Here is a 23198-nt window from a genome sequence, read left to right as displayed (position 1 = left end):
ACGCCCCGGGAGGTCCGGGCTGTCCGAGCCCGCTGACACAATCGGCCGCATGACCTCACGCGAAGCCCCGGAAGCAGACATGCTCCCGGGGCTTCGTGCCGCCGTGGACGACGCGAAGGCCAAGGCGGCGGCCACGCGGCGCCGTAGGGCCGCCGCGTGGGAGCCCGCGGAGACCGATCCGGTGGCGCGGGTGCTCGTCGACGTGGCGCTCGCCCACCTCGACCGCCCGTTCGACTACGCCGTCCCGCGCGCGATGGCCGACACCGCGGTCCCCGGCGCCCGGGTGAAGGTGCGCTTCGCCGGCCAGGACGTCGACGGCTACGTCGTGGCGCGCGGCGCCGAGTCCGACCACACCGGCCGGCTCCAGCCGCTGCGCCGCGTGGTGAGCCCCGAGCCCGTGCTCGCGCCCGAGATCGCCGCACTGAGCGAGACGCTCGCCCGCAGGTACGCCGGCGCCCGGTCCGACGTGCTGCGCCTGGCGGTCCCACCCCGGCACGCCGCGACCGAGAAGGCGCCCTCGCCGCCCGCGCCGGCCCTCACCCCGCGGCCCCCGACGACGTGGACCGAGGTCGAGCACGCCGACGCGTTCCTGCGCCGCCTCGCCGCCCGCGGCTCGCCCCGGGCGGTGTGGTCCGCCGCCCCGGCCGACGACTGGCCGGCCATGCTGGCGGAGGCGGTCGCAGCGACGTACGCCGGCGGCCGCGGCGCGCTCGTGTGCGTGCCCGACCGGCGCGACGTCGCCCGGCTCGACGCCGCACTGACGGCGCTCCTGGGCGAGGGGCACCACGTCACACTGGGCGCCGACGGCGGTCCGGCGGCGCGCTACCGCGACTTCCTCGCCGTCTCGCGCGGCGCCCGCCGGGTGGTCGTCGGCACCCGGTCGGCGGCGTTCGCCCCGGTCCACGACCTCGGGCTGGTCGTGGTGTGGGACGACGGCGACGACCTGCACGCCGAGCCCCGCGCTCCCTACCCGCACACCCGCGAGGTGCTGCTCGCGCGTGCGGAGCAGCAGGGCACGGCCGCCCTCGTCGGCGGGGTCGCCCGGACCCCGGAGGCGCAGCAGCTCCTCGCCACCGGGTGGGCGCACGAGCTCGCCGTGCCGCGCGAGGTGCTGCGCCGACGCGTCCGCGTGGAGGCAGTGCCCGCCGAGGACCGGTCCGTGGGCACCCGCATCCCGCGTCCGGCCTACGACGCCATCCGGCGGGGGCTGACCACCGGGCCGGTCCTCGTCCAGACGCCGCGGGCCGGCTACGCCGCGTCCCTCGCCTGCGACACGTGCCGGGCGCCCGCCCGCTGCAGCGTGTGCACCGGGCCCCTCGCCATGGCGGGCCCCGCCGTGCCCCCGCAGTGCCGCTGGTGCGGCCACGCGAAGTCCCCCTGGGCCTGTCCCACGTGCGGCGGGCACGGCCTGCGCGCCCCCGTGCGGGGGGAGGCGCGCACCGCGGAGGAGCTGGGCCGGATGTTCCCCGGCACGACGGTGCGCAGCTCGAGCGGCGACCGGGTCGTGGACCGCGTCGGCGAGCGCGCGGACCTCGTGGTCGCGACGGTCGGCGCCGAGCCCGTCGCGGAGGCCGGGTACGCCGCCGTCGTCGTCCTCGACACCTGGCTGAGCCTGGCCCGCGACGACCTCCGTGCCGCCGAGGAGGCGCTGCGCCGCTGGCTCAACGCTGCTGCCCTCGTCCGCGCCGGCGGGCAGGTCGTGGCTGTCGGCGACCCCGCGCACCCGGCGCTGCAGGCGCTGGTGCGGTGGGACCCCGCCGGGTTCGCCCGCCGCGAGGCCGAGGAGCGCGCGCTGGCGCACCTGCCCCCGGCGGCCCGCCTGGCGACCGTGACCGGCGACATCGGCGCGCTCGACGACGTGCTGCACCTGCTGGACCTCCCCGAGGGCGCCGAGGTCCTGGGTCCGGTTCCCGCCGGCGACGAGCACCGCGTGCTGCTCCGCGTCCCCCGGGTCGCGGGCGAGGCGCTCTCCGGCGCGCTGGGCGACCTCCAGCGGATCCGGTCCGCACGCAAGCTCGAGCCCGTCCGGGTCCAGGTCGACCCGCTGTCGGTCTGAGCACCGTCGATGGGCGCTGCGGCGCCGGCCGTCCCTAGACTGGTCCCTCGTCCACACAGCAGCAGCTGCAAGGAGACCCGTGGCCGTCCAGCCCATCCGCCTCTTCGGTGACCCCGTGCTGCGCCAGCGCGCTGTCGAGGTCGACGACTTCGACAAGGAGGTCCGGCAGCTCGTCACCGACCTCACCGACACCATGCTGGCCGCGCCCGGCGCCGGCCTCGCGGCGCCGCAGATCGGTGTCAGCCTGCGGGTGTTCACCTGGAACGTCGAGGGCGAGGTCGGTCACCTCGTCAACCCCACGCTCCAGCTGTCCGACGAGACCCAGGACGGCGCGGAGGGCTGCCTGTCGCTGCCCGAGCTGACCTACGAGTGCCTGCGCGCGCTGTCGGTGGTCGCCACCGGCTTCGACATGTACGGCGAGCCGCAGCGGATCGAGGCCTCCGAGCTCCTCGCCCGCGCCATGCAGCACGAGACCGACCACCTCGACGGCATCCTGTTCATCGACAAGCTGGACACCCAGGCCCGCAAGGCGGCCATGAAGGAGATCCGCGAGTCCGACTGGTTCGGCCTGGAGCGGCCTGCGGTCAAGGTCAGCCCCCACCCCACGAACGGGTTCGCCCGGTGACGGGGCGCGCCTGATGCGCGTCGTCTTCGCCGGCACGCCCGACGTGGCCCTGCCCGCCCTCGACGCGATCGCGGCCAGCCGTCACGAGCTGGTCGGTGTCGTGACCCGACCCGACGCTCCCAGCGGGCGCGGCCGCCGGCTGGTCGCCAGTCCCGTCGCGCAGCGCGCGGAGGAGATCGGCGTACCCGTGCTCAAACCGGAGCACCCGCGCGACCCCGACTTCCAGGCAGCCCTGGCCGAGCTGCGCCCCGACGCCTGCCCGGTCGTCGCCTACGGTGCGCTGCTGCCGCAGTCGGCGCTCGACCTGGTGCCGCACGGCTGGATCAACCTGCACTTCTCCGTGCTCCCGGCATGGCGCGGCGCCGCGCCCGTCCAGCACGCTGTCTGGGCCGGCGACGAGGTCACCGGCGCGACCACCTTCCGCATCGTCAAGGCGCTCGACGCCGGTCCGGTCTTCGGCGTGATGACCGAGCGGATCCGGCCCGACGACACCGCCGGCGACCTGCTCACCCGCCTCGCCGAGGGCGGGGCAGGACTGCTGGTCCAGACGCTCGACGGCATCGAGGACGGCACCCTCGAGGCGCGCGAGCAGCCCGAGGACGGCGTGTCGTTCGCGCCGAAGATCACCGTCGACGACGCCCGCATCGACTGGACGCACCCCGCCGTCGGGATCGACCGCCAGGTGCGCGCCTGCGACCCCGCTCCCGGCGCGTGGAGCACGTTCGAGGGCGAGCGGATGAAGGTCGGGCCGGTGCGCCCGGTGGACCGCGAGACGCTCGCCCCGGGCGTCGTCGAGGTCACCAAGAACGCCGTCTTCGTCGGCACCGCCACCACGCCCGTCCAGCTCGGCGAGGTCAAGCCCTTCGGCAAGAGGCAGATGGGTGCGGCCGACTGGGCCCGCGGCGTCCGCCTCGAGTCAGGGGTCCGGCTCGGCGACCCGGGGTCGCCGTCGTGACCGTGCCCGCCCGCCCGGAGGACGTCGACGAGATCTGCGGCAGCCTGCCCGAGACGGAGCTCGGGACGTCGTGGGGCGACCGGCCGACGTGGAAGGTGCCCCGCGGCGACAAGGGCAAGGCCTTCGTGCTCCACCGCGCTCCCCACAGGAGCGCGATCGACCCGGACACGGGGGAGATGTACGACGACCTCCTCGTGGTCGTGACGCCCACAGAGGCCGAGAAGCACGCCCTGGTCGAGGACCCGTCGACGCCGTTCTTCACCATCGACCACTTCTCCGGCTACAACGCCGTCCTGGTGCAGCTGTCCCGGCTCGGCGAGATCAGCCGGGAGGAGCTGGTCGAGGTGATCACCGACGCGTGGGCGGCCAAGGCTCCGAAGAGGCTCGTCCGGGAGCACCTCGGTGGCTGAGCGTCGCCGTGCGGCCGACCCGGCGCGGCGGGCAGCGCTCGACGTGCTGACGGCCGTCCGCGTCGAGGAGGCGTACGCCAACCTCGTCCTGCCACAGGTGCTGCGCAAGCACCGCCTGGCGGGCCGCGACGCCGGCCTCGCGACCGAGCTGGCGTCCGGCGCGATCCGGATGCAGGGGCTCTACGACGCCGTCATCGACGCGTGCCTGACCAAGCCGCGGCTCCAGCCCGAGGTGCGCGACGTGCTCCGGCTCGGGGTCCACCAGCTCCTGTCGATGCGGGTGCCCGACCACGCCGCGATCTCGACCAGCGTCGACCTGGTCCGCGCCGTCGTCGGCCAGGGGCCGGCGGGGCTGGTCAACGCCGTGCTGCGCAAGGTCAGCCGGCGCGACCTCGAGGCGTGGGTCGCCGACGTCGCGCCCGACCGGGCCACGGACCCGTACGGCCACCTCGCGGTGGCGCGGTCGCACCCCCGCTGGGTGGTGAACGCGTTGGGCGAGGCGCTCGGCACCGACGAGGAGCTCGACGCCCTGCTCGCGGCCGACAACGCCGCACCGCGGGTCACGCTGGTCGCGCGGCCGGGACTGGCGACGGTCGAGGAGCTGGAGGCCGCCGGCGGCACCCGCACGAGCCGGTCGCCCCACGGCGTGGTGCTGGCCGGCGGCGAGCCGGCCGCGGTGCCGGCGGTCGCCGAGGGCCGCGCCGGCGTGCAGGACGAGGGCTCCCAGCTCGTCGCGCTCGCCATGTCGGAGGCGCCGCTGGAGGGCCGCGACGAGCGGTGGCTCGACCTCTGCGCCGGCCCGGGCGGCAAGGCGGCGTTGCTGGCCGCGCTGGCCGCGCGCCGCGGTGCCACCCTCACCGCCAACGAGCGGCAGCCGCACCGGGCCGCACTCGTCGCCTCGGCGATGCGCGCCGTTCCTCCCGGCACCGCCCACGTCCTCGCCGGCGACGGCATGCGGCCGGCATGGGTGCCGGGGACCTTCGACCGTGCGCTGGTCGACGCCCCGTGCTCCGGGCTGGGCGCCCTGCGGCGGCGGCCGGAGTCGCGCTGGCGCCGGACCCCCGAGGACCTCGACGGCCTGGTCGCCCTCCAGCAGGTCCTCCTCGACGTCGCCCTGGAGTCGGTCCGGCCGGGCGGCGTGGTCGTCTACGCCACGTGCTCGCCCGTCGTCGCCGAGACCACGGCGGTGGTGCGAGCCGTGCTGGAGCGACGCGGTGACACCGACGAGGTCGACCGGTTCCAGCTGTGGCCCCACCGCGACGGCACCGACGCGATGTTCGCCGCCACGCTACGGCGCCGGGACTGAGCCCGCGCCGACGGTCCGCACGACCAGCCGTCACCCGGACAGGTGGGCCCGACCCGACATCTCGACGTCGCCTTCGCGTCACCTGTTCCCATCTGTTGTGCGGCCTTGCATGATGGGGTCAGCACGAGCACCGAAGGGGTGCCGGGCGAGGGGAGCGGGATGCACGTGCGAGGTCTCTTGGCCGTGGTCGCCACGGCGGCGCTGACGGTCGCCCTGACCGGCCCGGCCCGAGCCGGCGAGACGCGGACGGTCTCGGGGCCGGCCACGGGCGACGCGGACGTCTACCTGACCTACGTGCGCTGCGACGGCCTGTTCGGCGCCGCCTCCGCCCCGCAGTCGCGCATCAACCTCGGCCCGTACGCCGCCCCGCTCGGGCGCCGGTCGCTGGGGCTGGTCCCGACGACCGCCGGCAGCGCCACCGGCCCCTACACCACGTTCGACTCCCTGGCCGGCCTCGACTCCAGCCTCTCCGTCGCGTCGACCGCGGGCAGCCAGGGCGTCTCGTGGGTGATGGCGGTGACCAGGACCAGCCCGGTCGGCACCGCCTGGCGGGGTCGCGCCACCGTCGCCGCCCCGTCCGGTTCCTGGACGACCGTGTCCACCGCCCGGCTCACCTACGACTGGTCGCTGGTCGAGCTGGCCTCGGGCAAGGTCGTCGACGCCGCCGGCAGGGGCACGCCGGCACAGTTCGCCGCCGAGCACGGTGACGGCACCGGGTTCGCGGTCACCGGCTTCGGCTGCGACGGCAACGCCTTCAACCTCGACGCCGTGCGTGCGTCCGGGTCGACCTTCGACTTCGAGGGCGTGCGGCTCACCACCTCGATCGCGGCCGGCAGGCAGGAGGTCCGCTCCGGCGAGGAGGTCGAGCTCACCGGCCGGGTCACCGACGCCTCGGGCCGCCTGACCGGTGACCCGCTCGTGCTGGAGTCCCGCGCACCCGGGGGCGCGTGGTCGCCCGTCGGCAAGCCGGTGCTCGCCGACCGCGACGGCGTCGCGCGCGTCGCCGTACCCGTGACGGAGACCACCGAGTTCCGCTGGCACCGTCCCGAGGGGCAGTACGCGGACGAGGGGTGGTCGGACGCCGTCACGGTGCGGGTGGCGCCCGAGCAGGGGCAGGCGCCCGAGCAGGGGCAGGCGCCCGAGGAGGGGCAGGCGCCCGGGCAGGGCGAGGCGACCCAGCAGCCCGGGGAGTCGCGGGAGGACCAGCGGCAAGCCGCGTCGGCTCCGTCGAAGCGCTGACCCGGGCCACTAGGGTCGGGGTCGTGGCATCGCCCTACACCGAGATCGAGGTCGACGACCGCATCGTCAAGGTCACCAACCCCGACCGGGTCTACTTCCCCGAGAGCGGCGCGACCAAGCTCGACCTCGTCGAGTACTACCTCGCCGTCGGCGACGGCATCGTCAACGCGCTGTTCGAGCGACCGTGCATGCTGCACCGCTTCCCGACCGGCCTCTCGGGGGACAAGGTGCACCAGAAGCGCCTGCCCGCCGGAGCGCCCGAGTGGGTGGAGACCGTGCAGCTGTTCTTCCCGCGCTGGAAGCGCACCGCCGACGAGCTGTGCGTCACCGAGCTCGGGGCCGTCATCTGGGCGGTGCAGATGTCCACCGTCGAGTTCCACCCGTGGAACAGCCGCCGCGGCGACACGGAGAAGCCCGACGAGTGGCGCATCGACCTCGACCCCGGACCGGAGTGCACGTGGGACACCGTGCAGCGGGTCGCGCACGTGGCGCACGAGGTCCTCGACGAGCTCGGCGCGGTCGGGTACCCCAAGACCAGCGGAGGGTCCGGGCTGCACGTCTACGTCCGGATCCCGCCCGACCACGGCTTCCAGGACGTCCGCCGCGCCGCGCTGGCGTTCGCCCGCGAGGTCGAGCGCCGGGCCGGGGGAGACGTCACCACGGCCTGGTGGCGCAAGGACCGCGACCCCACCCAGCTGTTCGTCGACTACAACCAGAACGCCCGCGACCACACGATCGCTGCCGCCTACTCCGTCCGCGGGGTGCCGAGCGCGCGGGTCTCGGCGCCGATCGGCTGGAACGAGGTCGACGACTGCGAGCCCGACGACTTCACGATGTTCACGATGCCGCGGCGCTTCGCCGAGATCGGCGACCTGCACGCCGACATCGACGACCACCCCTTCGACATCGCCCCGCTGCTCGCGTGGGCCGAGCGTGACGAGGCGGCCGGCGCCGACGCGCCGCCCGAACCCGACGATGACTAGGCACAGGCCGCGCACAGGCGGGCCTCAGACTCCTCTCACCCGTCCGGCCTAGCCTCGAGGCCATGCAGGAGGACACGCCCGCCGAGCCCAGGACCGACCGCGTCGCCGTCGTCGTCAACACCGCGGCGCGCACCGGCGCGCGGCTGCTGCCGCTCCTGGAGGCCGCGCTGCGTCCGGTGGCCGACGAGGTCACGGTGCGGGCCGTCCACGGCGGCACCCAGCTGCTCGACGCGCTGTCGGCTGCCGCCCGGTCCGAGCCCGACCTCCTCGTCGTCGGCGGGGGCGACGGCACCATCGGCGCCGCCGCCGCGATGGTCGCCCACACCCCCACCACGCTCGGAGTCCTGCCGCTCGGGACGGCCAACGACTTCGCCCGCACGCTGGAGATCCCGACGCAGCTCGCCGCAGCCGTGGACACGCTGGTCCACGGGCGCGTCGTCGACGTCGACCTGGGCCGCGTGGACGGCCGTGCCTACCTCAACGTCGCCTCCGTGGGACTGTCGGTCGCGGTGACCCAGCGCCTGACCCCGGGCCTCAAGCGGCGGCTGGGCCGCTTCGCCTACCCCGCCGCCACGCTCGCGGCGTACCGCTCGCACCGGCCGTTCGCCGCCCGCCTCGAGCTCGACGACGGCACCGTGCTCGAGCTCCGCGACCTGATGCAGGTCGCGATCGGCAACGGCCGCCACTACGGCGGCGGGCTCACCGTCGCCCCGCACGCCTCGATCGACGACCACCTGCTCGACGTGTACGCCGTGGAGCAGGGCCGGCTGCTCGACCACGTGTCGGTGGCCCGCCTGCTCCGCACCGGCCACCTGGTCGAGCACGAGCGCGTGCACCACGTGACCGCCCGCCGGCTCCGGCTCGTCACGGACGAGCCGCTGCCGGTGAACCTCGACGGCGAGATCGCCGCCACGACCCCGGCCACCTTCGAGGTCGACCGCAACGCCCTGCACGTCGTCGTGCCGGCCGGCAGCCGGGCCGCGCGGATGGACGGCACCCCCGGGCGTGAGGGGGCCAGTCCCTAGGATCGGTGCGTGGGCATCCAGATCACGCCGAGCATCCTCAACGCCGACCTGTCGCGGCTGGCCGACGAGGTCGCGCGCATCCCCAGCGCCGACTGGGTGCACGTCGACGTGATGGACAACCACTTCGTGCCCAACCTGACGCTCGGGCTCCCCGTGGTCGAGGCGCTCGTCAGGCACGCGTCCCAGCCGATCGACGCGCACCTGATGATCGAGGACGCCGACCGGTGGGCTCCGGCGTACGCCGAGGCCGGCTGCGGCTCGGTCACGTTCCACGCCGAGGCGGCGAGGGCGCCGGTCCGGCTGGCCCGCGAGATCCGCGCGCAGGGCGCCCGGGCGTCGATGGCGCTGAAGCCGGCGACCCCGATCGAGCCCTACGAGGCCCTGCTCGCCGAGCTCGACATGGTGCTCGTCATGACCGTCGAGCCGGGCTTCGGCGGCCAGAAGTTCCTCGACCTCTGCCTGCCGAAGATCCGCACGGCCCGCGAGCTGATGCGCAAGCACGGCGTCGAGACCTGGCTCCAGGTCGACGGCGGCGTCTCCCTGGAGACGATCGAGCGGTGCGCCGAGGCGGGGGCGGACGTCTTCGTGGCCGGGTCCGCGGTCTACTCCGCCGACGACCCCGACGCCATGGTGGCCGCGCTGCGCGAGCGCGCCGAGTCGGTCGCCGGCTGATGGACCTCGCGCACCGCCACGACCGGGCCCCGGGAGCGCGTCTGCGTCGAGGACCACCGGCGCCGGCACCCGGACGCGCGCCGGGAGGTCCGCGCGTACCGGCCGGGGGAGGAGCCGACGTGACCGAGTCCGTCTGGGACTACCCGCGCCCGCCGCGGGTCGAGCCGACCGGCGAGCACGTCGTCGTCAGTCACGCCGGCGTGGTGGTCGCCGACACCACGGCGGCGCTGCGCTTGCTGGAGACAAGCCACCCGCCGACGTACTACCTGCCGCGCGACGCCTTCGCAACGGACGTCCTCCGTCCCGCCCGCGGTACCTCGTGGTGCGAGTGGAAGGGCCGGGCGGCCTACCTCGACCTCGTGGTGGGCGACGACGTGCTGGCGGCCGTCGCGTGGACGTACCCCACGCCCTCGCAGGGCTTCGAGCGGCTCGTCGACCACGTCGCCCTCTATCCCGGTCGCGTGGACCGCTGCACCGTCGACGGCGAGGTCGTCGAGCCGCAGCCCGGCGACTTCTACGGCGGCTGGATCACCTCGCGGGTCACCGGCCCGTTCAAGGGCGGGCCCGGGACCACCGGCTGGTAGGCGTCAGCCACGCGAGGTCCGACGCGGACCGATGCGGACCGACGAGGACGGTGGGGGATCCGTGCCGCCGGGTGACCCGAGAGCTCCACGATCCGGGCGGCGGGCGTCCTGGCCGCGCGGATTCGCGGACGTCAGCCGGCGAACAGGGTGAGCCGCTGGCGGATGATCTTGCGGCGCAGGACGACACGGCGCTTGCCGTCGTTGCCGATGCGGAGCCGGTCGAGCTCCCAGCCGCCGTGCTCGGCGCGCTCGACCAGCATCCGGGTCACGACGTTGCGGGAGAAGTCCTTGGGCAGCACGAGGGTCTCGAACTCCCACTCCACACCGCGTCCGGGTGGGCGACGCTGGATCCTGGCCATGGTGCCTCCTGCCTGCTCGGGTCTGGTCGGGTCTGCTCGGGTCGGGTCGGGTCTCGTCCGGCTGCTGCGGGTCAGTCCGCGGACACGTCGTCGAGGGCGTCCACGATCTCGCGGGGCAGGGTCAGCTGCTCCACGCCGAGCACGCCGTCGAGCTGGGCCGCGGTCCGGGCGCCGATGATCGGCGCGGTGACGCCCGGCCGGTCGCGCACCCAGGCGAGCGACACCTCGAGCGGGGACCACCCGAGCCCGTCGGCGGCGCGGGCGACCGCCTCGACGATGCCGCGTCCCCGCTCGTCGAGGTAGACGCCGACGAACCGGGCGAAGTGCTCGCTGGCGGCGCGCGAGTCCGAGGGGGTGCCGGTGCGGTACTTGCCGGTCAGCACCCCGCGGCCGAGCGGCGACCACGGCAGGACGCCGAGCCCGAGCGCGCGGGCAGCGGGGACGACCTCCTGCTCGACGTGGCGGTTGAGCAGGGAGTACTCGACCTGCGTGGACGCCAGCGGCGTGCGGCCGGGCACCGCGCGCTGCCAGGTGGCTGCCTGCGCGGTCTGCCAGCCCGAGTAGTTCGAGATGCCGACGTAGGCGGCGCGGCCGGAGGTCACGGCGAGGTCGAGGGCCTGCAGCGTCTCCTCGAGGGGGGCCTCGTCGGTCCACACGTGGACCTGCCAGAGGTCGACGTGGTCGACCCCGAGCCGCGCCAGGGAGGCGTCGAGCGTGCGCAACAGGTGTCCGCGCGAGGTGTTCGTGACCCGCTCACCGGTGCGTCGCGAGATGCCCGCCTTGGTCGCCAGCACGACCTCGTCGCGAGCCACGACATCGCCGATCAGGGTCCCGATCAGCTCCTCGCTGGCGCCGTCGCCGTAGCCGGCAGCGGTGTCGAGGAGGGTGCCGCCGGCCTCGGCGAACGCGACCAGCTGGTCACGCGCCTCGTGCTCGTCGGTGTCGCGGCCCCAGGTCATGGTGCCCAGGCCGAGCCGCGAGACCTTGAGCCCGGTCGAGCCGAGCGAACGCTGCTGCATGGTGGTGAGGGTAGCCACGGGTGCTGCAGGGACGAGCAGGGACTCGCCCGTAGGCTCAGCCCCCGTGACGGATCTCCTGAAAGCCGTGGTCCTCGGGATCATCCAGGGACTCACCGAGTTCCTGCCGATCTCCAGCAGCGCGCACCTGCGGATCTTCCCCGAGCTGTTCGGGTGGGGCGACCCCGGTGCTGCCTTCACGGCCGTCATCCAGATCGGCACCGAGCTCGCCGTGCTCATCTACTTCCGCAAGGACATCTGGCGCATCGGCAGCGCCTGGCTGCGCTCGCTGTTCCGGGCCGAGCACCGCGGGACGTTCGACGCCCGCATGGGCTGGTTCATCATCGTCGGCTCGCTGCCGATCGTGGTGCTCGGCGTGCTGCTCAAGGACGTCATCGAGCGCGACTTCCGCAACCTGTGGATCATCGGCTGCACGCTGGTCGTGATGGGCGTGGTGCTGGGCGTCGCCGACCGGGTGGGCCACACCGACCGGCCGCTGGGAAGGCTGACGTTGAGGGACGCGGTGCTGATGGGCGCGGCGCAGGCGCTGGCGCTCGTCCCCGGCGTCTCGCGCTCCGGGGCGACCATCTCGATGGGTCGGTTCCTCGGCTTCGAGCGCGAGGCGGCCACCCGCTTCGCGTTCCTGCTCGCCATCCCCGCGGTCGTCGGCGCCGGGCTCTTCGAGCTCAAGGAGATCCCGCACGGGCACAACGACTTCGGGTGGGGGCCCACGATCACCGCGACGGTCGTCTCGTTCGTCGTCGGCTACGCCGCCATCGCCTGGCTGCTGCGCTACGTCAGCACGAGGTCCTACACGCCGTTCGTCGTCTACCGCATCCTGCTCGGCGCGGGCACCCTCACCCTGCTCGGCGCCGGGGTGCTGACCGCCTGAACGTGTCGGCCAGGAGCCCGAGCGCCACGACCTGGCTGAGCGCCACCACCGCGACGAGCGCGAGCAGGGAGCGCTCGTAGAGCCATCCGGCCGCGACGCCACCCACCACCGCCAGCAGTCCCTGCACGCCGGCGAACACGCCGTACGCCGTGGCGCGGCGCGGCGCGGCGACCAGGTCGGCCACCACCGCCTTGACCGTGGAGTCCTGGACTCCCTGCGCGATCCCCCAGGCCACCACGCCCGCGAGGACCGCCGCCAGCGTCGAGCCCAGCGCGAGGGCCGGCACGAGGCCGACGAGCACGGGCACCACCAGCAGCACCCGGGCGCCGGTCCGGTCGTAGGCAGCGCCCACCGCGAGCGCCGCGACGGCCTCGACCGCCATCGCGGCGGCGTACAGCAACGGCACCGCGGCCACGGGCAGCAGCCCGTCCACCGTGACGTGGTAGCCGATGACGCCCCACGTCACCAGCCCGCCGGTGGTCAGCGACGCGGCGAGGGCATAGCGGAAGAAGTCGGGCGACAGCCCGGCACCCACCGCCTCGGCCCACCAGCCGCGCGGGATCGCCGGCGCGTCGTCCGGGGCGGGCGGGCGCGCGTCGTAGGCGGCCGGGTCCGGGACACGGCGGCGCAGCGCGAGCAGGAGCAGCATCGCGACGGCGCCCGGCACGGCCAGCACCGCCAGGCCCCACCACAGCGACGCCACCGCCGCGGCGGCGGACACCACGAGCGGGCCGGCGAACGCGCCGACCTGGTCGAGCGCCTTGTGCACCCCGAACCCGCGGCCGCGCCCCACCGCGGCCGCCACGCGCGCCAGCAGGGCCGACTTCGACGGCGACCGCACCGCCTTGCCGAGCCGCTCCAGCAGGATCATCGTCACCGCGAACGCCAGCCCCGCCGCCCCGAGCCGGGGCGCCAGCGCGAGGAGCGGCACGCAGATCGCGGTGAGGCCGTAGCCGAGGATCGTCAGCGTCCAGTGGCGGCCGGTGCGGTCGGCGAGCGGCCCGAACGCCAGGCGCAGCACGAGCGCGACCGCCTCTCCGGCACCGGTGACCAGCCCGACGACCACCGCGGACGCGCCGAGCGCGGCCAGCACCGGGCCGTACACCGACCGGGCGCCCTCGTAGACCATGTCGGCGGCCAGGCTGACGAATCCGAACCACCCCACCACCCGCCAGGCGGTGGGGGCCGTCGCGGGCCGGCTCACAGCCAGCCGGACCGCTTGAACCAGGCGAACAGGGCTGCGGCGACCCCCGCCATCAGCCCGACGGCGAAGGGATAGCCGTAGGTCCAGTGCAGCTCGGGCATGTGGTCGAAGTTCATGCCGTAGATCCCGGCGATCAGCGTCGGCACGACGACCAGCGCCGCACCGGCCGAGATCTTGCGCATGTCCTCGTTCTGCTGCACCGAGATGCGCGCCACCTGGGCGTCGAACGCCGTCGAGAGCAGCTGGTCGAGGTTGTCGATGACCTCCGAGACACGCTGAAGGTGGTCGGCGACGTCGCGGAAGTACGTCGCAGTGTGCGCGGTGACGCGGTCGTCGGCGCCGTGCGCGAAGCGCCGCATCGGCTCGCGCAGCGGCATCACCGCCCGGCGGACCTCCGCGATCTCGCGCTTGAGGACGTAGATGCGGTTCGAGTCGTCGGTGCGGGCGGGGGAGAAGACCGACTCCTCCACCTCGTCGACGTCCACCTCCAGCGCGGCGCCGACCTTCTCGTACTCGTCCACCACGCGGTCGCAGATGGCGTACATGACCGCCATCGGGCCGTGCTCGAGCACCTTCGCCCGGTGCTCGAGGTCGCGGCGGGCCGACGCGAGGTCGATGCCCTCGCCGTGGCGGACGGTCACCACGAAGTCGTCGCCGACGAACAGGTTGATCTCGCCGGTCTCGACCGCGTCCTCCTCGTCGACGTACCAGAGCGTCTTGAGCACCAGGAACAGCGTGTCGCCGTAGTGCTCGAGCTTCGGGCGCTGGTGGGAGTCCCCGGCGTCCTCCACGGCCAGCGGGTGCAGGTCGAACGTCTCCGCGATCAGCCGGAGCTCCTCGGCGGTGGGGTCGTGGATGCCGATCCACTGGAAGTCGCCCGCCTCGCAGGGCACGCGGGTGTGGCCGAGGCTCTGGTCGTCGCCCTCGCGCACGGGGACCCGCCTGCCGTCGCGGTAGAGCGCGTTGTCGACGATCACGGCGCTCAGGCTAGTCCCACTAGGGTCGTCGTCGTGCCCACCGTCATCCTCGTCCGCCACGGGCGCTCCACGGCCAACGCGACGGGTGTCCTGGCCGGCCGGCTCGCCGGGGTCCACCTCGACGAGGCGGGCGTCGCACAGGCCGTCGCGGTCGGCGAGCGGCTGGCGGGCGTACGTCTCGCCGTGGCCGTCACGAGCCCGCTCGAGCGGTGCCGGGAGACCGCCAGGGAGATCACCTCGCGGCAGGCGGCGCCGCTGCGGGCCGGCACCGACAAGCAGCTCTCCGAGTGCGACTACGGCGAGTGGCAGGGCCGCCCGCTGAAGGAGCTGGCCAAGGAGAAGCTCTGGCGCACCGTGCAGGCGCAGCCGTCGGCGGCGACCTTCCCGGGCGGGGAGTCGATGCGGGCCATGCAGGACCGCGCCGTGGCCGCGATCCGCCGCCACGACGCGCGCGTCGCATCCGAGCACGGCGACGACGCCGTGTGGCTCGCGGTCAGCCACGGCGACGTCATCAAGTCGGTCCTGGCCGACGCCCTCGGGACCCACCTCGACCTCTTCCAGCGCATCCACGTCGACCCCGCGTCGGTGTCGGTCGTGCGCTACACCGAGACGCGTCCCTTCGTGCTCGGCACGAACACCCACGGCGGTGACCTGGCCTGGCTCACGCCGCCGCGCAAGCCGCGCCGCACGTCCCACGCGCGCCGCGCGGACGCCGAGGTGGGTGGAGGGGCCGGGCCCCAGACAGCAGGGTCCTAGGGTGAGTCACATGCCCGTCGTGCACCGCTTCGACCCGCCCGAGCGCTTCGTCGCCGGCACCGTTGGCGAGCCCGGCTCGCGCACCTTCTTCCTCCAGGCGCGCGAGGGCACGCGGCTCGTGAGCGTCTCGCTGGAGAAGCAGCAGGTGCAGGCCCTGGCGGAGCGCATCGACGAGCTCCTCGACGAGCTGATGCGCGCCGCCGGCGACGAGGTGCTCATCCCGGCCATCGCGCCGCGCGACCTCGTCGACGCCCAGCCGCTCGAGCAGCCGATCGAGGAGGAGTTCCGCGCCGGCACGATGACGCTGTCGTGGGACGGCACCGACGAGCGCGTGGTGATCGAGGTGTTCCCCTTCACCGAGGCCGCCGTGGTGTCCCCCGAGCAGCTCCAGGAGGACCTCGAGGACCTCCTCGAGCCGGAGCCGGAGGAGATCTTCCTCGTGCGCATCACCGCGGCAGCGGCCCGCTCCTTCGTCGAGCGGGCGCGGTCGGTCGTGGAGGCCGGACGCCCCGACTGCCCCTTCTGCGGCGAGCCGATCGACCCCGACGGCCACCTGTGCGTGCGAGCCAACGGCTTCCGGCGCCGTGATCCCTGACCACCCCTCCCCGGAGGCGCTGCCGGACGGCTTCCCGACCGGCACGCTCACGCTCCACGGTCGCGTGCTGCCCGCCTCCAACGCCACGTTCGTCGGCGAGCTCGGCGGCGTGCGTGTGGTCTACAAGCCGATCGCGGGGGAGCGGCCGCTGTGGGACTTCCCCGACGGCACCCTCGCCGCGCGCGAGGTGGGGTCGTACGCCGTCTCCCAGGCGCTGGGCTGGGACATCGTCCCGCCGACCGTGCTCGGCGACGGGCCGCACGGGCCCGGGATGGTGCAGCTGTGGCGCGACGAGGTCGAGGACCAGGTGCCGGTCGACATCGTCGCCGAGGGTGAGGTCCCGGCGGGCTACCGCCACGTCTTCGACGGGCTCGACGCCCACGACCAGCCCGTCTCGCTGGTGCACGAGGACTCCGCCGCCCTGCGGCGGATGGCGCTCTTCGACGTGGTGGTCAACAACGCCGACCGCAAGGGCGGGCACGTCCTGCCGATGGCCGACGGGCACCGCCACGGCGTCGACCACGGCCTGACCTTCCACATCGAGCACAAGCTGCGCACCGTGCTCTGGGGGTTCGTCGGCGAGCCGATCTCCGCCGACGAGGACCGGGCGCTGCGCCGGCTCGCCGCCGCCCTCGACGCCGAGCTGGGCGCCACGCTCGCGGCCTCGCTCACCGACGACGAGGTCGCCACCACGCGGCGGCGCGTCGCCCGCCTGCTGGCCCGCGGCGAGTTCCCCGCGCCCGCGTCGTCGGCGTACCCCGTCATCCCCTGGCCGCCGTTCTGACGCCGGACCGCGCCCACCGAGGTGCGCGGGCACGGCGCTCGACGGCCGGCCGATAGGCTGCGCGACATGCGCGCCTGGTCGTCCCCCGACGTTCCCACCCTGCCCGTCACGGGCCCCGTCGTGCGGGTGCACGACACCGCGACCGGCGCCCTGGTGGAGACCCGTCCGGAGGGTCCGGCGCGGATGTACGTCTGCGGGATCACGCCCTACGACGCGACCCACATGGGGCACGCGGCGACGTACGTCGCCTTCGACCTGCTCAACCGCGCCTGGCGCAACGCCGGCCACGAGGTGACCTACGTGCAGAATGTCACCGACGTCGACGACCCGCTGCTCGAGCGGGCCGAGAAGGTCAAGGTCGACTGGGCCGAGCTCGCCCAGCGCGAGACCCAGCTGTTCCGCGACGACATGGAGGCCCTGCGCGTCCTGCCGCCCGCCCACTACATCGGCGCGGTCGAGTCGATCCCGCTGGCGATCGCGGTGATCGAGCGCCTCCAGGCAGCGGGCGCGATCTACCAGGTCGACACCGACCTCTACTACTCCGTCACCGCGGACCCCGCGTTCGGCGAGGTGTCGGGGTGGGAGCGTGCGCAGATGCTGGAGATCTTCGGCGAGCGCGGCGGCGACCCCGACCGTGAGGGCAAGAAGGACCCGCTCGACTGCGTGGTGTGGCGCGGCGCGCGCGACGGCGAGCCGTCGTGGCCGAGCCCGTTCGGTCCCGGACGCCCGGGCTGGCACGTCGAGTGCACCGCGATCGCGCTCGAGCACCTCGGCGCGTCGTTCGACGTCCAGGGTGGCGGCAGCGACCTGGTCTTCCCGCACCACGAGATGGGGGCCGGCCACGCGCAGGTCGCCGAGCCGGGGGTGCCGTTCGCGCGGGCCTACGCCCACGCCGGGATGGTGGCCTACGACGGCGAGAAGATGTCGAAGTCCAAGGGCAACCTCGTCTTCGTCTCCGCCCTGCGGATGAGCGAGGTCGACCCCATGGCGATCCGCCTCGTGCTGCTGCGCCACCACTACCGCAGCGACTGGGAGTGGACCGACGACCAGCTCTGGGACGCCGTCGACACCCTCGCCGACTGGCGCCGCGCCCTCGCGCTGGGCGCCGGGGCGCCCACCGCGCCGGTGGTCGAGCGCGTCCTCGCCGCCCTCGCCTCCGACCTCGACGCGCCCGCCGCCGTGGCGGCCGTCCAGGACTGGGTCGAGGCCACCCTCGGCACCCATGGCCTCGCGGACACCTCGGACCCCGAGGCGGCGGCGACCGTGCACCGGCTGGTCGACGCGGCGCTGGGCCTGTCGCTCTGACGTAGGTACGGGGCGGTGCGTGAGGCAGGTTCTCGCGGTTCGGAACCTGCGCCACTCACCGCCGGCGGCGTGTCGGCGTACGTCGGGCGGGCGGGCGGTGCGTGAGGCAGGTTTCGGCGGTCCGGAACCTGCGCCACTCACCGCCGCGCGGGTGTGTCGGCGTACGCCGCGCGGATAAGCGGTGCGTGAGGCACGTTCCCGCCGCCCGGAACCTGCGCCACTCACCGCCGCGCGGGTGGGCGGTGCGTGAGGCACGTTTCCGCCGCCCGAAACCTGCGCCACTCACCGCCGACGGGCGTGTCGGCGTGCGTCGGGCGCCCAGCGGTGCGTGAGGCACGTTTCCGCGCTCCGAAACCTGTCTCACTCACCGCCGCGCGGGTGGGCGGTGCGTGAGGCACGTTTCCGCCGCCCAAACCTGCGCCGCTCACCGCCGCGCGGGCGTCTCGGCGTACGCCGGGCGCCCAGCGGTGCGTGACGCACGTTCCCACGGTCCGAAACCTGCGCCACTCACCGCCGACGGGACCGCCGACGAGCATGTCGGCGTACGCCAACCGCGAGCGGGACGCGGTGCGGTCAGTCCGTGTCGCGGCGCTTGAGGTAGCGCTCGAACTCGCGGGCGATCGCCTCGCCGGAGGCCTCCGGGAGGTCGGCGGTGTCGCGGGTCTCCTCGAGGGCGCGCACGTAGTCGGCGACGTCCTCGTCCTCCGCGGCGAGCTCGTCGACGCCTCGCTCCCACGCCTTGGCGTCCTCGGCCAGCTCGCCCAGCGGCATCGGCGCCTGCAGCAGCTCCTCGAGCTGCCCGAGCAGCGCGAGCGTGGCCTTGGGGCACGGCGGCTGCGCGACGTAGTGGGGGACCGCGGCCCAGTAGGACACGGCGGGGATGTCGAGCTGGGTGCACGCGTCGTTGAAGACCCCGACGATGCCGGTCGGACCCTCGTAGGTCGACTGCTCGAGCGCGAGCCGGTCGACGAGCTCGGGTTCACTGGCGGTGCCCGTGACCGGGATCGGCCGGGTGTGGGGCGTGTCCGCCAGCAGCGCGCCCATCGTCACGACGAGCTCCGCGCCCAGGTCGTCGCACGCGGCGAGCAGCTCGGCGCAGAACTGGCGCCACTTCATGTTCGGCTCGATGCCGCGCACGAGGATCACGTCGCGGTCGAGCTCCGCCGGCCGCGCCACCGCGATGCGGGTGGTCGGCCACGTGAGCCGGCGGTGCCCGTTGTGGTCGGTGCCGATGACGGGCCGGTTGACCTGGAAGTCGTAGAACTCCTCGGGGTCGATCGCTCCGATCACCTCGGCCCTCCACTGCTCCATCAGGTGGTCGACCAGCCCGGAGGCGGCGTCGGCGGCGTCGTTCCACCCCTCGAACGCCGCGATCACCACGGGGGAGACGAGGTCCTGCACGTCGTCGAACTCGATCACCTGCTCAGCCTAGGCCGCGCGGCCCAGCGTGCCGTCGTGATTTCGCCGCCCGACGCGCCGGTGCCACCATGTGGGAACCACGTCCGCGCGTCGGACCCCGTCCTAGGCTGGCACCCACCGCAGCCCGAGAGGAGCCACGCACCCGTGGAGCCGCAGCACCGCCCAGACGCCACCGCCGCGCTGACGGCAGTCCTCCGCGAGCGGATCATGGTGCTGGACGGTGCGATGGGCACGGCGATCCAGCGCGACCGGCCCGACGAGGCGGGCTACCGCGGGGAGCGGTTCGCCGACCACCCCAGCGACCTCGTCGGCAACAACGACCTGCTCACCCTCACGCAGCCGGCACTGATCCGCGCGATCCACGAGGACTACCTCGCCGCCGGCGCCGACATCATCGAGACCAACACCTTCAACGCCAACGCGATCTCGCTCGCGGACTACGGTCTCGAGGAGCTGGCCTACGAGCTCAACGTCGAGTCGGCGCGGCTCGCCCGCCAGGCCGCGGACGCCGTGGCCACCGACGAGCGGCCGCGCTGGGTGGCGGGCGCGCTCGGCCCCACGACCCGCACGGCGTCCATCTCGCCCGACGTCAACGACCCCGGCGCGCGCAACGTGACCTTCGACCAGCTGGCCGACGCCTACCTCGTCGCGGCCCGCGGCCTCGTCGACGGCGGGGCCGACCTGCTAATGATCGAGACGATCTTCGACACCCTCAACGCCAAGGCCGCGATCTTCGCGGTCGAGACGCTCTTCGAGGAGCAGGGACGCCGCTGGCCGGTGATCGTCTCGGGCACCATCACCGACGCGTCGGGTCGTACGCTCTCCGGCCAGGTCACCGAGGCCTTCTGGGACTCCGTCCGGCACGCCCGCCCGCTGGCGGTCGGCCTCAACTGCGCCCTCGGCGCGCGCGACATGCGCCCCTACGTCGCCGAGCTCTCCCGCCTGGCCGACTCGTTCGTCAGCGTCTACCCGAACGCCGGCCTGCCCAACGCGTTCGGGGAGTACGACGAGACGCCCGAGCAGACCGCCGCCGTCCTCGCCGAGTTCGCCGAGGCCGGCTTCCTCAACATCGTCGGCGGCTGCTGCGGCACGACGCCCGACCACATCGCGGCGATCGCCGGGGCGGTCGAGGGCCGGGCGCGCCGGGAGCCGGTGCCCCACGAGCCCGTCATGCGGCTCTCGGGCCTCGAGCCGCTGACGATCACCGAGGACAGCCTGTTCGTCAACATCGGCGAGCGCACGAACATCACCGGCTCGGCTCGCTTCCGCAAGCTCATCAAGGACGGCGACTACGACACCGCGCTGGGCGTGGCAGCCCAGCAGGTCGAGGCCGGCGCCCAGGTCATCGACGTCAACATGGACGAGGGCATGATCGACGGCGTCGCCGCGATGGACCGCTTCCTCAAGCTGATCGCGGCCGAGCCCGACATCAGCCGGGTCCCGGTGATGGTCGACTCCTCCAAGTGGGAGGTGATCGAGGCCGGCCTCAAGTGCGTGCAGGGCAAGGCGATCGTCAACTCCATCTCGATGAAGGAGGGCGAGGAGGCGTTCCGCGAGCACGCGCGCCTGTGCCGCAAGTACGGCGCCGCCGTCGTGGTGATGGCCTTCGACGAGGACGGCCAGGCCGACAACCTCGAGCGCCGCAAGGCGATCTGCGAGCGTGCGTACCGGATCCTCGTCGAGGAGGTCGGGTTCCCGCCCGAGGACATCATCTTCGACCCCAACGTCTTCGCGGTCGCGACCGGCATCGAGGAGCACGCGACCTACGGTGAGGACTTCATCGAGGCGACGCGGTGGATCAAGCAGAACCTGCCGGGCGCCAAGGTGAGCGGCGGCATCTCCAACGTGTCGTTCTCGTTCCGGGGCAACAACCCCGTCCGCGAGGCGATCCACGCCGTCTTCCTCTACCACGCCATCCGCGCCGGCCTCGACATGGGCATCGTCAACGCCGGCGCGCTCGTCGTCTACGACGAGGTCGACGCCGAGCTCCGCGAGCGCATCGAGGACGTCGTCCTCAACCGGCGGCCCGACGCCGCCGAGCGGCTGCTCGAGATCGCCGAGCGCTACAACGTGGCCGCGGCCGACGTCGAGGAGGCCGAGGACGAGTGGCGCGGGCTGCCGCTGCGCGAGCGCATCACGCACGCCCTGGTGAAGGGCCTCGACCAGCACGTCGAGGCCGACACCGAGGCGCTCCGCGCCGAGATCGCCGCCGCCGGAGGCCGCCCGATCGAGGTCATCGAGGGCCCGCTCATGGACGGCATGAACGTCGTCGGCGACCTCTTCGGCGCCGGCAAGATGTTCCTGCCCCAGGTGGTCAAGAGCGCCCGCGTGATGAAGAAGGCCGTCGCCTACCTGATCCCCTTCATCGAGCAGGAGAAGCTCGACAACCCCGCCCTCGCCACCGCGAAGGACACCAACGGCACGATCGTCATGGCCACGGTCAAGGGCGACGTCCACGACATCGGCAAGAACATCGTCGGCGTGGTGCTGCAGTGCAACAACTACGAGGTCATCGACCTCGGCGTCATGGTGCCCGCGCAGAAGATCCTGGACGCCGCGCAGGAGGTCGACGCCGACATCATCGGCCTCTCCGGCCTGATCACCCCCTCGCTCGACGAGATGGTGAACTTCGCCGCCGAGATGCAGCGCCTGGGCCTCGACATCCCGCTGCTCATCGGCGGTGCCACGACGTCCCGCGCCCACACGGCCGTCAAGATCGACCAGAAGTACGACGGCCCCGTCGTCTGGGTCAAGGACGCGTCCCGGTCGGTGCCGACGGCGGCCGCCCTGCTCGACGCCGGGCAGCGCGAGAAGCTCCTGGCCGACTTGCAGACCGACTTCGACGCCCTGCGGGCGCGCCACGCGGCCAAGCACGACCGGCCGCTCGTCACGCTGCAGCAGGCGCGCGCCAACGCGACGCCGATCGACTGGTCGGGCTACCACCCGCCCAAGCCCCACATGCTGCTGCAGCAGGACCACGCCGTCTCCACGGTCGTCGACACCCCGGTCGCGCAGCACGTGCGGGTGCTGCGCGACTACGACCTCGCCACGCTGCGCCGCTACATCGACTGGCAGCCGTTCTTCAACGCGTGGGAGATGAAGGGCGCCTTTCCCGACATCCTCAACAACCCGAGCTCGGGTCCCGCGGCCCGCAAGCTCTACGACGACGCCCAGGCGATGCTCGACCAGGTCGTGGAGGAGAAGTGGATCCGGGCGCACGGCGTCGTCGGGTTCTTCCCCGCGAACTCGGTCGGCGACGACATCGAGCTCTACCTCGGCAGCGACCGCAGCGAGGTCCGCGCCGTGCTGCACCAGCTCCGGCAGCAGGGCGAGCACCGCGACGGCGTGCCCAACCGCTCCCTGGCGGACTTCGTCGCACCCCGGGAGACGGGCCTGCCCGACCACGTCGGCGCCTTCGCGGTGACCGCGGGTGACGGCCTCGCCGAGCGCGTCGCCGCCTACCGCGCGGAGCTCGACGACTACAGCGCGATCCTCCTCGAGTCGCTGGGCGACCGCCTCGCCGAGGCCTTCGCCGAACGCCTCCACGAGCGGGTACGCAAGGAGCTCTGGGGCTACGCACCCGACGAGCACCTCGACAACGTCGGGCTGATCAAGGAGCAGTACGACGGCATCCGTCCCGCCCCCGGCTACCCCGCGTGCCCCGAGCACACCGAGAAGCGCACCCTGTGGGAACTGCTCGACGTGGAGCACCACACCGGCATCCGGCTCACCGAGTCGATGGCGATGTGGCCAGGCGCGTCGGTCAGCGGCTTCTACTACTCCCACCCGCAGTCGCAGTACTTCGTGGTGGGCCGCCTGGCCCGCGACCAGGTCGCCGACTACGCCGAGCGCAAGGGCTGGACCCTCGCGGAGGCCGAGCGGTGGCTCTCGCCCAACCTCGGCTACGACCCGGAGGACTGAGCGAGCCGTCCCTCGGTGTCGGCGACGCGCATCGGGAAGGGGCGTGGGGGGAACCGCGGCAGGAGGCGAGTCGTGGTACACACTGCGGGGTCGCGAGAGTGTGGTGGGCCCGGCA

The 23198-nt window shown here is 73.9% G+C and carries 21 protein-coding genes; 16 read left to right on the top strand and 5 right to left on the bottom strand.

Going from position 1 to position 23198, the window contains the following annotated elements; translation table 11 throughout:
* Positions 1-49 precede the first annotated feature (49 nt).
* The 10 genes from J3P32_RS15625 (at position 50) to J3P32_RS15580 (ending at position 9855) form a co-directional block, all read left to right on the top strand.
* Complete coding sequence (locus tag J3P32_RS15625; RefSeq protein WP_210440971.1) at positions 50-2056, top strand: primosomal protein N'; 2007 nt, start codon at positions 50-52, stop codon at positions 2054-2056.
* Positions 2057-2135: 79 nt separating this feature from the next.
* Complete coding sequence (gene def, locus J3P32_RS15620) at positions 2136-2681, top strand: peptide deformylase (protein WP_210440970.1); 546 nt, start codon at positions 2136-2138, stop codon at positions 2679-2681.
* Positions 2682-2694: 13 nt separating this feature from the next.
* Positions 2695-3636, top strand: coding sequence for a methionyl-tRNA formyltransferase (fmt, locus tag J3P32_RS15615; RefSeq protein ID WP_210440969.1), 942 nt, complete (start codon positions 2695-2697; stop codon positions 3634-3636).
* Positions 3633-4046, top strand: coding sequence for an MmcQ/YjbR family DNA-binding protein (locus J3P32_RS15610; RefSeq protein WP_210440968.1), 414 nt, complete (start codon positions 3633-3635; stop codon positions 4044-4046). Before fmt ends, J3P32_RS15610 begins: the two co-directional genes overlap by 4 nt.
* Positions 4039-5352 carry an RsmB/NOP family class I SAM-dependent RNA methyltransferase gene (locus J3P32_RS15605; protein WP_210440967.1) on the top strand — a complete coding sequence of 438 codons (1314 nt, stop codon included), beginning with the start codon at positions 4039-4041 and terminating at the stop codon, positions 5350-5352. Before J3P32_RS15610 ends, J3P32_RS15605 begins: the two co-directional genes overlap by 8 nt.
* Before the next feature lie 165 nt (positions 5353-5517).
* Positions 5518-6591, top strand: a complete 1074-nt coding sequence (locus J3P32_RS15600) for a hypothetical protein (protein WP_210440966.1) — start codon at positions 5518-5520, stop codon at positions 6589-6591.
* A 23-nt stretch (positions 6592-6614) separates the two neighbouring features.
* The gene (gene ligD, locus J3P32_RS15595) at positions 6615-7574 is read left to right on the top strand and encodes a non-homologous end-joining DNA ligase (protein ID WP_210440965.1); all 960 of its coding nucleotides are present in this window, start codon (positions 6615-6617) and stop codon (positions 7572-7574) included.
* A 62-nt stretch (positions 7575-7636) separates the two neighbouring features.
* Positions 7637-8599, top strand: a complete 963-nt coding sequence (locus J3P32_RS15590; protein WP_210440964.1) for a lipid kinase — start codon at positions 7637-7639, stop codon at positions 8597-8599.
* Between the two features lie 9 nt (positions 8600-8608).
* Positions 8609-9271 carry a ribulose-phosphate 3-epimerase gene (rpe, locus tag J3P32_RS15585; protein WP_210440963.1) on the top strand — a complete coding sequence of 221 codons (663 nt, stop codon included), beginning with the start codon at positions 8609-8611 and terminating at the stop codon, positions 9269-9271.
* A 119-nt stretch (positions 9272-9390) separates the two neighbouring features.
* Positions 9391-9855 carry a DUF427 domain-containing protein gene (locus J3P32_RS15580; protein WP_307861728.1) on the top strand — a complete coding sequence of 155 codons (465 nt, stop codon included), beginning with the start codon at positions 9391-9393 and terminating at the stop codon, positions 9853-9855.
* A 131-nt stretch (positions 9856-9986) separates the two neighbouring features.
* Here J3P32_RS15580 and J3P32_RS15575 read toward each other — a convergent pair whose 3' ends face one another.
* Both J3P32_RS15575 and J3P32_RS15570 read right to left on the bottom strand, forming a co-directional pair.
* The gene (locus J3P32_RS15575; protein ID WP_210440961.1) at positions 9987-10214 is read right to left on the bottom strand and encodes a DUF5703 family protein; all 228 of its coding nucleotides are present in this window, start codon (positions 10212-10214) and stop codon (positions 9987-9989) included.
* Positions 10215-10285: 71 nt separating this feature from the next.
* Positions 10286-11233: an aldo/keto reductase gene (locus J3P32_RS15570; RefSeq protein WP_210440960.1), complete on the bottom strand. Its 948-nt coding sequence runs from the start codon at positions 11231-11233 to the stop codon at positions 10286-10288.
* A gap of 64 nt (positions 11234-11297) precedes the next feature.
* Between J3P32_RS15570 and J3P32_RS15565 the strand changes: the two genes are divergently transcribed.
* Positions 11298-12122 (top strand): undecaprenyl-diphosphate phosphatase, encoded by an 825-nt coding sequence (locus J3P32_RS15565; protein WP_307861727.1) that lies wholly within the window; start codon positions 11298-11300, stop codon positions 12120-12122.
* Here J3P32_RS15565 and J3P32_RS15560 read toward each other — a convergent pair.
* Positions 12088-13326, bottom strand: coding sequence for an MFS transporter (locus tag J3P32_RS15560; RefSeq protein WP_307861726.1), 1239 nt, complete (start codon positions 13324-13326; stop codon positions 12088-12090). The two genes, J3P32_RS15565 and J3P32_RS15560, sit on opposite strands and share 35 nt — an antisense overlap.
* A complete protein-coding gene (gene corA / locus J3P32_RS15555) occupies positions 13323-14303 on the bottom strand; it encodes a magnesium/cobalt transporter CorA (RefSeq protein WP_210440958.1) in 981 nt (326 codons plus the stop codon). The genes J3P32_RS15560 and corA overlap by 4 nt, the downstream gene beginning before the upstream one ends.
* Before the next feature lie 33 nt (positions 14304-14336).
* Here corA and J3P32_RS15550 point away from each other — a divergent pair, with 33 nt between their 5' ends.
* The 4 genes from J3P32_RS15550 to mshC all read left to right on the top strand — a co-directional run bounded on the left by J3P32_RS15550 (position 14337) and on the right by mshC (position 17743).
* On the top strand, positions 14337-15059 hold the full coding sequence (locus tag J3P32_RS15550) for a histidine phosphatase family protein (RefSeq protein ID WP_210440957.1): 723 nt from the start codon (positions 14337-14339) through the stop codon (positions 15057-15059).
* Positions 15060-15069: 10 nt separating this feature from the next.
* Positions 15070-15654 carry a DUF3090 domain-containing protein gene (locus J3P32_RS15545; protein ID WP_210440956.1) on the top strand — a complete coding sequence of 195 codons (585 nt, stop codon included), beginning with the start codon at positions 15070-15072 and terminating at the stop codon, positions 15652-15654.
* Positions 15644-16438, top strand: coding sequence for an SCO1664 family protein (locus J3P32_RS15540; protein ID WP_307861725.1), 795 nt, complete (start codon positions 15644-15646; stop codon positions 16436-16438). Before J3P32_RS15545 ends, J3P32_RS15540 begins: the two co-directional genes overlap by 11 nt.
* Before the next feature lie 66 nt (positions 16439-16504).
* Complete coding sequence (mshC, locus tag J3P32_RS15535; RefSeq protein ID WP_210440955.1) at positions 16505-17743, top strand: cysteine--1-D-myo-inosityl 2-amino-2-deoxy-alpha-D-glucopyranoside ligase; 1239 nt, start codon at positions 16505-16507, stop codon at positions 17741-17743.
* A 573-nt stretch (positions 17744-18316) separates the two neighbouring features.
* On the opposite strand, the gene J3P32_RS15530 is transcribed toward mshC, so the two are convergent.
* Positions 18317-19162: a PAC2 family protein gene (locus J3P32_RS15530; protein WP_210440954.1), complete on the bottom strand. Its 846-nt coding sequence runs from the start codon at positions 19160-19162 to the stop codon at positions 18317-18319.
* Positions 19163-19369: 207 nt separating this feature from the next.
* On the opposite strand from J3P32_RS15530, the gene metH reads away from it, so the two are divergent.
* A complete protein-coding gene (gene metH, locus J3P32_RS15525; protein WP_210441600.1) occupies positions 19370-23083 on the top strand; it encodes a methionine synthase in 3714 nt (1237 codons plus the stop codon).
* Positions 23084-23198 lie beyond the last annotated feature (115 nt).

This window comes from Nocardioides xinjiangensis (assembly GCF_017916385.1).
In the GTDB taxonomy this organism is placed as follows: Bacteria; Actinomycetota; Actinomycetes; order Propionibacteriales; family Nocardioidaceae; genus Nocardioides; species Nocardioides xinjiangensis.
Note: the sequence above shows the minus strand (reverse complement) of the source record. Positions and strands in the feature narration are given on the sequence as shown.

Coding starts and splice junctions, on each gene's coding strand:
- J3P32_RS15575 (WP_210440961.1), bottom strand. CDS start 10,214: ATGGCCAGGATCCAGCGTCGCCCACCCGGACGCGGTGTGGAGTGGGAG.
- J3P32_RS15625 (WP_210440971.1), top strand. CDS start 50: ATGACCTCACGCGAAGCCCCGGAAGCAGACATGCTCCCGGGGCTTCGT.
- J3P32_RS15590 (WP_210440964.1), top strand. CDS start 7,637: ATGCAGGAGGACACGCCCGCCGAGCCCAGGACCGACCGCGTCGCCGTC.
- J3P32_RS15545 (WP_210440956.1), top strand. CDS start 15,070: ATGCCCGTCGTGCACCGCTTCGACCCGCCCGAGCGCTTCGTCGCCGGC.
- fmt (WP_210440969.1), top strand. CDS start 2,695: ATGCGCGTCGTCTTCGCCGGCACGCCCGACGTGGCCCTGCCCGCCCTC.
- mshC (WP_210440955.1), top strand. CDS start 16,505: ATGCGCGCCTGGTCGTCCCCCGACGTTCCCACCCTGCCCGTCACGGGC.
- J3P32_RS15570 (WP_210440960.1), bottom strand. CDS start 11,233: ATGCAGCAGCGTTCGCTCGGCTCGACCGGGCTCAAGGTCTCGCGGCTC.
- metH (WP_210441600.1), top strand. CDS start 19,370: ATGGTGCTGGACGGTGCGATGGGCACGGCGATCCAGCGCGACCGGCCC.